A 12325-nucleotide genomic window follows, 5' to 3' on the forward strand; every position below is an offset into this window, starting at 1 on the left:
CGAAGGAAGGCCCAGCGTGAGCGCGGCCGATCTGCTCGTGGTGCGGGGGCTGGTGGCCGGTTACGGTGCCGCGCCGGTGTTGCGGGCGGTCGACCTCACCGTGCCGGCCGGCACGATCGCCGCCGTCGTGGGCGCCAACGGCGCCGGCAAGACGACGCTGTTGCGGGCGCTCTCCGGCATGATCCGTCCGGCCGCCGGCCAGGTCGTCCTCGCGGGTGAGGACCTGCGGGGTACGCCGGTGGAGCAGCTCGTCCGGCGCGGCATGGCGCACGTGCCGGAGGGGCGGGGCGTGATCAGCGAGTTGACGGTCGACGAGAACCTGCGGCTCGGCGGGCTGTGGCGGCGTGACCGGGCGGACGCCGGCCGCGCCCTCGACGAGGTCTACCAGCTCTTCGAGCCGCTCGCCCGGCGTCGCCGGCACCTCGGCCACCAGCTCTCCGGTGGTGAGCGGCAGATGCTCGCGCTGGGCCGGGCACTGGTCGGCCGGCCGCGCCTGCTGCTGCTCGACGAGCCGTCGCTCGGCCTGGCGCCCCGGGTGGTCGCCCGGACCATGGCGCTGCTGCGCCAGCTGCGCGACCGCACGGGCCTGACCGTGCTGCTCGTCGAGCAGAACGTGCGCAGCGCGCTCGCCGTGGCCGACCAGGGCGTCGTGATGTCACTGGGCCAGGTGGTGATCGCCGCCCCGGCGGCCACGCTGCGCGACGACGACGACCTGCGCCACGCGTACCTCGGTTTCTGACCCACCTCGTCCCCTGGAGGGAGGACTGTTGGACCGCTTCGTCTTCCTCACCGTCGACGGTCTGTCGCGGGGCGCGGTGTACGCCGCGTTCGCGCTGGCGCTGGTGCTCATCTGGCGGGCGGCGCGGGTCGTCAACTTCGCCCAGGGGGCGATGGCCGTCGCCGCCGCGTACGTCGCGTACTCCGTGTCCGCCGCGACCGGCTCCTACTGGCTCGGCTTCCTGGTCGCGATCGTCGCCGGCCTGCTGCTCGGCGCGCTGGTGGACCGGGTCGTGATGCGGCACGTCGACCACGCGTCGCCGCTCAACCCGGTCATCGTCGCGCTCGGGCTGGTGCTGGTGCTCCAGGCCGTGCTGGGCATGGTGTACGGCAACGAGTTCCGCCCCGCCGACGTCCCGTTCAGCCGGTCCGCCCTCACCGTCGGCGGGGTGGCCGTGCTGTCGCCGTACGACCTGTTCGTCTTCGCCACGATCGGGGTGGTGGTCAGCGCGTTGGCCTGGATGTTCGCGCGTACCGCCGTCGGGTTGCGGATGCGCGCGGCGGCCTTCGCGCCGGAGGTCTCCCGCCTGCTCGGGGTCAACGTCGGCGGGATGTTGACGCTCGGCTGGGCGCTCGCCTCCGGCGTGGGCGCGCTCGCCGCGATGCTTGTCATCCCGACCGAGTTGGGCCTGCACCCGCACGCCATGGACCTGGTGTTCGTCTCGGCGTTCACCGCGGCGGTGGTCGGCGGGCTGGACAGTCCACCGGGGGCGGTGGTCGGTGGCCTGGTGGTGGGTCTGCTGCTCTCCTACGTCAGCGGGTACGCCGGCAGCGACCTCACCCCGCTGGCGGTGCTCGTTCTGCTGCTGGCGGTGCTGCTGGTCCGGCCCGGCGGGTTGTTCGCCCCGGTCGCGGCGAGGCGGGTGTGAGCGCCACCCGGGCGGCCCTGCCGCCGAGGCAGCGGCCGGCCCAGACCGGCGACCGTCCGGTCGACCGCGGGCGACGCGGCTCCACGCTGCTGCGGCACCTCGCCGTGCTGCTCGCCGTGGGGCTGGTGCTGGTGGCGGTCAGCTACGCCGTCGAGCCGTTCCGCAACTTCCAGCTCGCCACGGTGGCGGCGTATCTCTGCGCCACCGCCGGGTTGACCGTCCTCACCGGGCTCAACGGTCAGCTGTCGCTGGGGCACGGGGCGTTGATGGCGACCGGCGCGTACACCGTGGCCCTGTGCCAGAACGCGTTCGCCGACCGGGGGTTGACCGGCGGCTGGCTGTTGCCGCTGTCGCTGGTCGCGGCGGTGCTGGGCACGGTCGCGGTCGGCGCGGTGGTCGGTGTGGCGGCGGCCCGGCTGCGCGGGCCCTACCTCGCCGGGGTGACGCTCGCCGTGGCCGTCGTGGTGCCGGCGTTGGCCGTCACCTTCGACGGCGTGTTCAACGGCGAGCAGGGGCTGTCGGTGCCGGTGGAGCCGCCGCCGATGGCGCTCGGCGCGTACTTCCCGTACGAGCGGTGGCAGCTCTGGCTCTCGGGCGCTGCCACCCTGCTGGCCCTGCTGCTGGTGGCGAACCTCATCCGCAGCCGGTACGGGCGGACCTTCCGGGCGGTCCGCGACGACGAGGTGGCGGCCCGGCTCGCGGGCATCCACGTGGCCCGCACGCAGGTTCTCGCCTTCGTGGTCAGCGCCGCCACCGCCGGGCTCGGCGGCGGGCTGCTCGCGATGCTCGCGCAGAGCGTCTCGCCCGGGGCGTTCTCGTTGACCCTGTCACTCTTCCTGCTGATGGCGGTGGTGATCGGTGGCCTCGGTCGCCTCGCCGGCGCGCTGTGGGGGGCCGTGCTGCTGGTCGCCCTGCCCGATCTCACCCATTCCGTGACCGAGCTGCTCACCCTCTCGCCGGCGGTGGCGCAGCGGCTGGAGGGCAACCTCCCGCTGGCGATCTTCGGCGGCACGCTGATCGTCGTGATGATCGCCGCGCCCGGCGGTGTGCAGGGTCTGCTGTCCCGTCTCGGCCGAGGGCTGCGGGCCCGCTGGCCGGCGCGGCGTTCCTGAGCTGTCCCCGGCCCGGCCTCGGCCGGGCGCCTCACCACCACACCGTTCCCAGAAGAACCGGACCGAGAAAGGTCGGTGTTTCCCATGCACCGTACGGCACGACGCGGTCTCGCGATCGCCAGCACCATCGCCCTGCTCGTCACCGCCGCGGGCTGTGGCGGCGACGACGGCCCCACCTCCGGCGGGGGGTCGGTGCCGGGGGTAACCGACACCGAGATCGTCGTCGGCACCCACATGCCGCTCACCGGACCGGCCTCGGCCGGCTACTCCAAGATCGCCCCGGCGACGAAGGCGTACTTCGACTACGTCAACGCCAACGGCGGCGTGCACGGCCGGAAGATCACCTACAAGATCATGGACGACGGCTACAACCCGGCGAACACCCAGCAGGTGGTACGCCAGCTCGTCCTGCAGGACAAGGTCTTCGCCATCCTCAACGGCCTGGGCACGCCGACGCACACAGGTGTGCTCGACTTCCTCAGGACCAACCGGGTGCCCGATCTCTTCGTCGCCTCCGGCAGCCGCAGCTGGGACCAGCCCGACAAGTATCCCGGCACGTTCGGCTTCAACCCGGACTACACGATCGAGGGCAAGATCCTCGCCAACTACACGAAGGCGAACCTGGCCGGCCAGAAGGTCTGCTTCCTCGGTCAGGACGACGACTTCGGCCGCGACAGCCTGGCCGGCGTGGAGAAGGTGCTCGGCGCCGGGGCGGTGGCCGTCAAGCAGACGTACGTCACCAGCAACACCAACGTCGCGCCGCAGATCGGCGCGTTCAAGGCGGCCGGCTGTCAGGTCGTCATGCTGGCGACCGTGCCCGGCTTCACCGCGCTGTCCATCGGCACCGCCGCACGGCTGGGCTTCAAGCCGCAGTGGCTGGTCTCCAACGTCGGCGCCGACCACCCGACCCTGGCCAAGCAGCTCGGCGCCGCCGCCCCGCTGCTGGAGGGCATGGTCGGCACCAACTACCTGCCGATGCAGAACGACACCGCGAACCCGTGGATCCAGCTCTTCACGAAGATCAACAAGACGCACAACGGTGACGCGCCCTTCGACGGCAACACCGTCTACGGCATGTCGGTCGGCTACCTCTTCGTGCAGGTGCTCCTCGCCGCCGGCAAGGACGTCACCCGCGAGAAGGTGCTCGACGCGGTCCAGAAGGGCGGCTTCCAGGGCCCCGGGCTCGCGCCGCTGCGCTTCTCCGCCGACGACCACTCCGGCTACGGCGGGCAGCGGTTGAGCCGGGTGAGCGGGGGAGTGCAGAGCTACTTCGGGCCGACGTACGAGACCGACGACGGGGACGGGCCGGTCACCGAGTACAGCGCCCCGCCGGTCGCGCCACCGGCGAACGGGGTGCCGACCGTCTCCTGACGAGCCCGCCATCGCCTCGTACGACCCGGGGGTCACCGCCTCCGGGTCGTACGAGCGTGCCCGGATTCCGTGCGCGGTGCCGACGGGTGCCGGCCGTTGACCGACACCGATCAGTCCTCCTACTATCTGCACTGTGGATGCAATTTCAGGTCGACTCGCGGGTCGGGTCGCCATCGTCACCGGCGCCAGTCGCGGGATCGGCCTGGCCATCGCCCGACGACTCGTCGCCGAGGGTGCCCGGGTGGGTCTGACCGCCCGCCGTCCCGAGGCGCTCGCCGACGCAGTCGCCGCCCTCGGCGGCCCCGCGTACGCCGTGGCCGTGCCCGGCCGGGCCGACGACCCGGCGCACCGGGCCGAGGCGGTGCGGCAGGTCGGCGCGGCGTTCGGGCCGGTGGACCTGCTGGTCAACAACACCGGCATCAACCCCGTGCACGGCCCGCTGGTCGAGCTGGACCTGGCCGCCGCCCGCAAGATCCTCGACGTCAACCTCGTCGCCGCGCTGGGCTGGGTACAGGAGGTGTGCGCCGCCGGCATGACCGAGCGGGGCGGCTGCGTGGTCAACGTCTCCTCGATCGCCGGCCTCGCGCCGTCGCCGGGCATCGCCTTCTACGGCGTGAGCAAGGCCGCGCTCAACCACCTCACCGCCAGTCTCGCCGTCGAGCTGGGGCCGACGATCCGGGTCAACGCCGTCGCCCCCGGGGTGGTCAAGACCCGCTTCGCCGCGGCGCTCTACGAGGGGCGCGAGGACGAGGTCGCGGCGCGGTACCCCCTCGGTCGGCTCGGTGTCGCGCCGGACGTGGCGGGCGCGGTCGCCTTCCTGGCCGGCCCCGCCGCCGCCTGGATCACCGGACAGACCATCGTCTGCGACGGTGGCGTCACGCTGGCCGGCCGGCCCGGATGACACCTGTCGTGCGCGCTCGGCGGTGCCTGATCATCGCCTGTCTAGACTCGGCGGGGAGCCGGGCGACGTCGTGGCGGTGAAGGGGCGGGGGCGGATGAACAGGGTCGAGGCCCCGGGGCGGGTGGACGGGCGGACGGCCCGGGCCGAGCGCACCCGGGCAGCCATCGTCGAGGCGCACCTGGCACTCATCGCCGAGGGCGACCTGCGGCCGACCGGGGAACGCATCGCCGAACGGGCCGGCATCTCACTGCGGACACTCTGGACCAACTTCAAGGACATGGAGACGCTCTTCGAGGCGAGCGGCGCCGAGGTGCTGCGCCAGCAGGATGCCGCCTACCGGCCGATCTCGCCCGCGTTGCCGCTGGCCAAGCGGGTCGACGCGTACTGCCGGCAGCGGGCACGGCTGCTCCAGCTCATCGCGCCGTCGGCGCGGGCCGCGCAGATGCGCGAGCCGGTCTCCGACCAACTGCACCGCAACCGCCTCAAGCACATCGACCGGGTGCGCGACGAGGTCGAGCACCTCTTCGCCGCCGAGCTGACGAACGCCGGGCGGGGGCGCGAGCAGCTGCTCAACGCGTTGGTGGCGGCGAGCATGTGGCCGGCCTGGTCGATGCTGCGCTACGGCCTCGGGCTGGGCGTGGACCAGGCCCGCGCGGTGATGTCCCGGACGGTCGGCGCGCTGCTCGCCGAGGTCACGACCGGCTGATCCCGGCTCGTCCCCTCTTTCCATCCGGTGACCGATGGGTGACACTGGGACGCATGGTTACTGCATACTCAGTGCAAATAACCGTGTTGCGCGGCCGGGACGACCAGTGCCGAGCCATCCGGACTCTGCTCGACGGCGTGCCCGACGGCGGCGGGGCTCTGCTCCTGCACGGCGAGCCGGGCTCGGGCCGGACGGCGCTGCTCTCCTACGCCCACCGGTACGCGAAGGACTGCACCGTCCTCGCCGGGGCCGGGCTGCCCGAGGAGGCGACGCTGCCGTACGCCGGCCTGCAACGATTGCTCGATCCGGTGCTCGACCGGGCCGCCGCCCTGCCCGAGCCGCGACGGCACCTGCTGCGCCGGGCGTTGGACGGCGAGGGCTGCCGGCCCGAGCGCCGGCTGGCCCTGTCAGTGGCCGTCCTCGGTCTGCTCGCCGCGGCCGCCCGGGAGCGCCCGCTGCTCGCCACCATGGACGACGTCGACCGGGGCGACCCGCAGACCGCGCAGGTGCTGGCCTTCGTCGCCCGCCGGCTACGGCACCTGCCGGCCGCCGTCCTGCTCACCGCGGACGTCGGCACCACCGTCGACGGCATCGCGGCGCACCGGCTGCCGCCGCTGGGCGAGCGGGACAGCATCGCCGTCCTCACCGACCGGCTACCCGAGCGGCCCGCCGCGCCGGTCGCGGCCACGCTCGCCGCCGTCGGTGGCGGCAACCCGCAGGCTCTCGTGGACCTCACCGAGGTGCTGAGCCCCGGGCAGTGGCGCGGGGAGGAGCCCCTGCCGGCCGCGCCGCCGGCCGATGGCGCACTTGCCCGCGCCTACCGGGCCCGCCTCGACCGGCTGCCGCCGGACACCCGCCGGATGCTGCTGCTCGCCGCGCTCGACGAGTCGGACGAACCGGCGACCTTCGTTCGCGCGGCCGACGCCGCCGGCCTGGCCGTCGAGGCGCTCGCCCCGGCCGAGGCCGCCGGCCTGGTTCGGGTCGAGCCCGGGGGCGTCACGTTCGCGCAGCCGCTGGCCCGCACGATGGTCGCGGCCGGTGCGCCGCTGGCCCAGCGGCGGGCGGCGCACCGGCTGCTCGCGGAGGTTCTCGATCCGGACGGGCAACGGCTGCTGCGGGCGATGCACCTCGCCGCCGCGACGGCGGGCGCCGATCCGGCCCTCGCCGCCGAGTTGGAGCGGGCGGCGGCCGGTGGGCGCGACGGCTGGGCCGTGGCGTCGGCCGCGCTGTGCCGGGCCGCCGCGCTCAGCGACCGCCCGAGCGACGTCGCCGCGCGCCTGCTCGCCGCCGCCCGGTACGCCTGGACCGCCGGGCAACCCGGCCAGGCCCGGCTCCTGCTCGACCGCCTCCGCGCGACCTGCGCGGACCCGACCGTCACCGGGCACGCCGGGCTGCTGCGCGGCGAGCTGCAACTGCGCTGCGACGACGCCGCCGGCGCGGCGGCCACGCTGCTGTCCGCCGCGCGTACGGTGGCCGGGACCGACCGCGCCGTGGCCATGGAGGCGCTGGCGCGGGCCGGCGAGGCCGTGTGCTTCGCCGGCGACCAGTACCGGTACGCGGAGGTGGGCCGGCGGGCCGCGGCCCTGCGGCACCCGAACGACCCGCCGGCCGTGGAGCTGGCGGGATGCCTCGTCACCGGGGTGGCCGCCACGCTGCGGGGTGACCACGAGCGGGCCGGGCCCGCGCTGCGCCGAGCCGTCGTGCTGGGCGGCCGGTTGGCCGGGCCGGCGCTGACCCCGACCGCGCTCACCTGCGCGGCGGCGGCCGGGCTGGTGGTGGCCGTGGACGGCGCCGCGCACCGGCTCGCCGAGCGCGCCGTCGGGTTGGCGCGGGAACGGGGCGAGCTGTCCATGCTGTCCCGGGCGTTGGAGCTGCGCGCGGTAGCCGAGTACTGGCTGGGGCGGCACGAGGCCGCGGCGGAGACCTCCCGCGACGGGCTGCGGGTCGCCCGCGCCACCGGGCAGTTCAACTGCGCCAACGTCCACCTGGGCCTGCTCGCCGTGCTGGCCGCCGTCCGGGCCGACCGGGAGACCAGCCTGCGGCGGATCCGCGAGATCGGCCCGACGCCGACGCCGGGCAGCCGACCACACGCGCTCGCCGGGTGGGCGCTGGCCGTGCTCGACCTCGTCGACGGTCGGCACGCCGAGGCGGCGGCCCGACTGGCGTCGCTGGCCCGGCTCGGCACCGGCCGGGGTCAGGTGCTGGTCCAGGTGATGGCCACCCCGTACCTGGTGGAGGCGGCGGCCCACCTGCCGCACCGGCCGGCGGCGACGGCCGCGCTCGCGGCCTTCGACAGGTGGGCGAGCAGCACCGCGAGCCCGCTGCGCCGGGCGCTCTCGGCCCGGTGTCACGCGCTGCTCGCGCCCCGGGGCGGCGTCGAGGCGGAGCAGGAGTTCCGGACCGCGCTGCGACTGCACCCGACGGAGGATGGCGCCTTCGAACGGGCGCGCACGGAGCTGCTCTTCGGTCAGGACCTGCGGCGCAGCCGGCGTCCGCGGGACGCCCGGGGGCACCTGCACCAGGCCCGGGAGACGTTCACGTTGCTCGGCGCGGATCGCTGGGCCGAGCAGGCCACGGCCGAGCTGCGCGCCGCCGGGGAGTCGGTCGGTCCGCCGGACCTGCCGGCGGCGCGGTTGCTGACCGGTCAGCAACTGCGGATCGCGCAACTGGTCGCCGAGGGCGCCACCAACCGGGAGATCGCCGCCCGGATGTTCCTGTCCACCCGCACGGTCGACCACCACCTGCGCAACGTCTTCCACCGGCTGGGCATCCGCTCCCGTACCGAGTTGGCCCGGACCTTCGCCGCCGAGCCGCACGCCGGACTGGCCTCCGACCGGTGAGCGCCGCCCGGGCACGGTCCGGTCTGGACGACGTAAACTATCACCGCTAGTTTATCCGTCATGGAGCTCACCCTGTCCGCCGAGCAGACGGCGGTCCGTCAGCTCGCCGCCGAGTTTGCCGACCGGGAGTTGACGCCGCACGCCGCCACGTGGGATCGGCGCGAATCGGTCGACCCGGCCATCGTCGGCAAGCTCGGCGACCTCGGCTTCCTCGGGCTGACCATCGCCGAGTCCGACGGCGGCTCCGGCGGCGACCACCTCGCGTACTGCCTGGTCCTGGAGGAGCTTGGCCGGGGCGACTCGGCCGTGCGTGGCATCGTGTCCGTCTCGCTCGGCCTGGTCGCCAAGTCGATCGCCGCCCACGGGTCGGCCGCGCAGCGGGCCGAGTGGCTGCCCCGGCTCTGCTCCGGCGCCGCGCTCGGCTGTTTCGGGCTGACCGAGCCGGACAGCGGATCGGACGCGGCCGCGCTGCGCACCCGCGCGGTCCGCGACGGCGACGACTGGCTGCTCACCGGCACGAAGACGTTCATCACCAACGGCACGACCGCCGACGTTGCACTGATCTTCGCCCGCACCGGCGGTCCCGGCCACCGGGGCATCACCGCGTTCCTGGTGCCCACCGACAGTCCGGGCCTGACCCGGCGCGAGATCCACGGCAAGCTCGGCCTGCGCGGGCAGGCCACCGGTGAGCTGCGTCTCGACGACGTGCGGGTGCCCGACACCGCCCGCCTCGGGGCCGAGGGCGCCGGCTTCCGGCTGGCCCTGGCCACCCTCGCCAAGGGGCGGATGTCGGTGGCGGCCGGCTGCGTCGGCATCGCCCAGGGTTGCCTCGACGCGGCGGTCGGCTACGCCGGGCAGCGGACCCAGTTCGGCAAGCCGATCGCCGGGCACCAGCTCGTCCAGCAGCTGCTCGCGGCCATCGCCGTCGACACGGCGGCCGCCCGCCTGCTGGTCTGGCAGGTCGCCGACCTGATCGACCGCGACCAGCCGTTCGCCACCGAGGCGTCGATGGCGAAGCTCTTCGCCAGCGAGGCCGCCGTCCGCGCGGCCAACAACGCGGTCCAGGTCTTCGGCGGGTACGGCTACATCGACGAATACCCGGTCGGCAAGTACCTGCGCGACGCGCGGGTCGCCACCCTCTACGAGGGGACCAGCCAGATCCAACAGCTCCTGATCGGACGCGCGCTCACCGGCGTCAACGCCTTCTAGCTCTAAGGACACCCGGATGCGAGTCTTCACCTCCGTCGACGAGCTGACCACCGCGGTCGGCGAAACCCTCGGGCCCGGCCCCTGGCAGCGGATCGAGCAGGACCGCGTGGACCTCTTCGCCGACGCCACCGACGACCACCAGTGGATCCACATCGACCCGGTACGCGCGGCGGCCGGGCCGTTCGGTGCCACGATCGCGCACGGCTACCTGACCCTGTCGCTGTTGCCGGCGTTGGCCGGTCAGCTGTACCGCGTCCAGGGGGTCGCGATGGGAGTCAACTACGGGCTGAACCGGGTGCGCTTCCCCGCGCCGCTGCGGGTCGGCGCCGCCGTGCGGGCCACCGCCGTCATCGCGGAGGTGTCACCGGTCAGTGGTGGGGTGCAGATGGTCACGGCGGTGACCGTGGAGAGTGACGCCGGGGGCAAGCCAGTGTGCGTCGCCGAGACGGTGAGCCGCCTCTATGGCGAGGCGGGTCGCTGAGCGGTCGTCGGACGGCATAGCTGTCAGCGAGTCCACGAGATGAACCGGGCGAACAGGTCGGCAGGCTGCGGCCGGGGGGTGTCCCTGTGGGTTTGGTCAAGTCCCGGAGGGTGTCGACGTCAAACGGTAGGTGAGGTCGTCGAGGCAGGCGGTGAGGTCGGCGATGGTGGACAGTTCGTAGTGGGTGCTGAGGACGGCGCCTGTGGAGATGTGGGCGAGGTCGAGTTCGGCTTCGCCGCTGGTCCAGATGGTCAGTTGTGCCTCGCGGTCGGTGGTGGTGCAGACGATCCAGGCCGCTGACTTGTCGCGGGTGGGTCCGCGATGCAGTTCCCATTGCACGCCTGCGTTGTTCCATTGGTTGGCGCGGGCGTGCACGATGGCAGCGAAGTCGTCGAGGTCCAGGTCCTTCACGCCGCTGATGCTAGAGCCGGCAGCGGCCGGGGCTGGTAGGGGATTTTGTAGCGGAGCGCGCGCTCGTTGACGGTGAGATCCTCGGGATCCCACACGTCAAGTGTCTCGCCCTCATCGAATTCCACGATGAGCCGCTGCAGCAACTGGCGCAGGATCAGATACCCGAACGACAGGATCATGGTCTCAGCATGACCACGACAACCGGCGACGGCCCCGGACAAAACCGCGCGTCATAACCCGCGGCCGGGGTTTTCGAACGGTACAAGCTCCTTACATGACCGATCGGGTCGAGATGCTAACTTACGGGATGATCCACCGCGGAAACACGCCGCGATCGCCACGCCATGCCGTAAGCCGAAACCATCGTGCCCTCCTCCGAGCGGAAGCTGCCGAAGCAGGCTGAGAGGCGTCCGGCCATCCGGGATGCCGGGTCGGTGGACACCGCCGGGCGGGGCGGGAGGTCGTCCGGGCTGCCGGTGGAGCGCGGCAGCCCGGACGCTTTTCGATCAGTCGTTACGGTTTGGCTGCCGGGGTCCCGGCAGTGGTGGTCAGGTCCTGGGTGGTCCAGGCCGCGCCGATACGAGGCAGGTAGGTCTCCTGGACATGACCGCCCGTGGCGTTGATGGTGAAGACGCTGGTGTAGCCGTCATGTGTCACCGTGACCGGCCGACCCGCCATCAGCGGAGTGCCCGGGTTGGCGGTCAGGTCCTGTGCCACCCACGCGGTGCCGAGACCAGATAGGAAGGTCTCCTGCAGCCGGCCACCGGTCGTGGCGGCGAACACGCTGACGTAACCGTCATGCACGACCGCTGACGTTGCCGGCTTCACCGCGCTGCCCGGCAGCGACTGGGTCACCCATGGGGCGCCAATCCGAGCAAGGTAGGTCTCCTGCAGCTGCCCAGCCGCGGTGACGGTGAACACGCTGACATAGCCGTCATGCGTCACCACCGACGGTGCCTGCGCGACCGCCGCCGCGCCGAGGTCCTGCGACACCCAGGCAACGCCGATACTGGCCAGGAAGGTCTCCTGGACCCGGCCGCCGGTCGTCACCGCGAACACGCTGACATAACCGTCGTGCGTCACCACCGACGTGTACGGCGCTACCACCCCACCCGGCAACGGCTGGGTCACCCACGCCGCGCCCAGACGGGACAGGTACGTCTCCTGGATCTGCCCGGCCGAGGTGACCGTGAACACGCTGACGAAGCCGTCGTGGACACTGACCGACGGCGTCTGTCCCACCGCGACCGCACCCAAATCCTGCGTCACCCACGCACCACCGACACGAGCCAGGAACGTCTCCTGCAAATGCCCGTTCGAGGCATTGACCGTGAACACACTCGTGTACCCGTCATGCACCACCGCGATCGGCTGACCCGCTACCGACGGCGTACCCGCCGCCACCGACAGATCCTGCGTCACCCACTCACCACCAAGCCGCGCCAGGAACGACTCCTGCAAATGCCCGTCCGCCGCGTTCACCGTGAACACACTCGTATAACCCTCATGAACCACCGCCTGACCCGCCAGCACACCACCACTCGAGCCGCGGTTCGGGGCTGTCTCGCTAAGGGTGTTTTCGGCGATCTTGGTTAGTAGGTTTCAGCAGGTGGGAAGCGGTCGCTGAAGGTGATGGCGAAGGCGTTCA

Annotated in this window: 12 protein-coding genes; 9 read left to right on the forward strand and 3 right to left on the reverse strand. The window is 73.0% G+C overall.

What is annotated here, in order from left to right; all coding sequences use genetic code 11:
• Positions 1-16: 16 nt before the first annotated feature.
• From ABZT87_RS30935 to ABZT87_RS30975, 9 genes are all read left to right on the forward strand, one after another.
• On the forward strand, positions 17-739 hold the full coding sequence (locus ABZT87_RS30935; RefSeq protein WP_354861834.1) for an ABC transporter ATP-binding protein: 723 nt from the start codon (positions 17-19) through the stop codon (positions 737-739).
• Positions 740-767: 28 nt separating this feature from the next.
• Positions 768-1646, forward strand: a complete 879-nt coding sequence (locus ABZT87_RS30940) for a branched-chain amino acid ABC transporter permease (RefSeq protein WP_355066448.1) — start codon at positions 768-770, stop codon at positions 1644-1646.
• Positions 1643-2758 (forward strand): branched-chain amino acid ABC transporter permease, encoded by a 1116-nt coding sequence (locus ABZT87_RS30945; RefSeq protein WP_354861831.1) that lies wholly within the window; start codon positions 1643-1645, stop codon positions 2756-2758. Before ABZT87_RS30940 ends, ABZT87_RS30945 begins: the two co-directional genes overlap by 4 nt.
• An 84-nt stretch (positions 2759-2842) precedes the next feature.
• Complete coding sequence (locus ABZT87_RS30950) at positions 2843-4129, forward strand: ABC transporter substrate-binding protein (RefSeq protein WP_355139960.1); 1287 nt, start codon at positions 2843-2845, stop codon at positions 4127-4129.
• A gap of 133 nt (positions 4130-4262) precedes the next feature.
• A complete protein-coding gene (locus tag ABZT87_RS30955) occupies positions 4263-5030 on the forward strand; it encodes an SDR family oxidoreductase (RefSeq protein ID WP_355139962.1) in 768 nt (255 codons plus the stop codon).
• A 94-nt stretch (positions 5031-5124) separates the two neighbouring features.
• On the forward strand, positions 5125-5736 hold the full coding sequence (locus ABZT87_RS30960; RefSeq protein WP_355139964.1) for a TetR/AcrR family transcriptional regulator: 612 nt from the start codon (positions 5125-5127) through the stop codon (positions 5734-5736).
• A gap of 83 nt (positions 5737-5819) precedes the next feature.
• Complete coding sequence (locus ABZT87_RS30965; protein ID WP_355139966.1) at positions 5820-8576, forward strand: AAA family ATPase; 2757 nt, start codon at positions 5820-5822, stop codon at positions 8574-8576.
• Positions 8577-8636: 60 nt separating this feature from the next.
• A complete protein-coding gene (locus ABZT87_RS30970) occupies positions 8637-9785 on the forward strand; it encodes an acyl-CoA dehydrogenase family protein (protein ID WP_355139968.1) in 1149 nt (382 codons plus the stop codon).
• A gap of 16 nt (positions 9786-9801) precedes the next feature.
• Positions 9802-10266, forward strand: a complete 465-nt coding sequence (locus ABZT87_RS30975) for a MaoC family dehydratase (RefSeq protein ID WP_355139970.1) — start codon at positions 9802-9804, stop codon at positions 10264-10266.
• 96 nt (positions 10267-10362) lie between these two features.
• Here the strand turns inward: ABZT87_RS30975 and ABZT87_RS30980 are convergent, their stop codons facing one another.
• The 3 genes from ABZT87_RS30980 to ABZT87_RS30990 all read right to left on the reverse strand — a co-directional run bounded on the left by ABZT87_RS30980 (position 10363) and on the right by ABZT87_RS30990 (position 12168).
• On the reverse strand, positions 10363-10677 hold the full coding sequence (locus tag ABZT87_RS30980) for a hypothetical protein (protein ID WP_355139972.1): 315 nt from the start codon (positions 10675-10677) through the stop codon (positions 10363-10365).
• Positions 10674-10856, reverse strand: coding sequence for a hypothetical protein (locus ABZT87_RS30985; protein WP_355139974.1), 183 nt, complete (start codon positions 10854-10856; stop codon positions 10674-10676). Before ABZT87_RS30985 ends, ABZT87_RS30980 begins: the two co-directional genes overlap by 4 nt.
• A 334-nt stretch (positions 10857-11190) precedes the next feature.
• Positions 11191-12168, reverse strand: coding sequence for a hypothetical protein (locus tag ABZT87_RS30990; RefSeq protein WP_355139976.1), 978 nt, complete (start codon positions 12166-12168; stop codon positions 11191-11193).
• Between the last annotated feature and the right edge of the window lie 157 nt (positions 12169-12325).

This window comes from Micromonospora sp. NPDC005237 (assembly GCF_040607775.1).
Classification (GTDB): Bacteria; Actinomycetota; Actinomycetes; order Mycobacteriales; family Micromonosporaceae; genus Micromonospora.

Coding starts and splice junctions, on each gene's coding strand:
- ABZT87_RS30950 (WP_355139960.1), top strand. CDS start 2,843: ATGCACCGTACGGCACGACGCGGTCTCGCGATCGCCAGCACCATCGCC.
- ABZT87_RS30960 (WP_355139964.1), top strand. CDS start 5,125: ATGAACAGGGTCGAGGCCCCGGGGCGGGTGGACGGGCGGACGGCCCGG.
- ABZT87_RS30970 (WP_355139968.1), top strand. CDS start 8,637: ATGGAGCTCACCCTGTCCGCCGAGCAGACGGCGGTCCGTCAGCTCGCC.
- ABZT87_RS30975 (WP_355139970.1), top strand. CDS start 9,802: ATGCGAGTCTTCACCTCCGTCGACGAGCTGACCACCGCGGTCGGCGAA.
- ABZT87_RS30985 (WP_355139974.1), bottom strand. CDS start 10,856: ATGATCCTGTCGTTCGGGTATCTGATCCTGCGCCAGTTGCTGCAGCGG.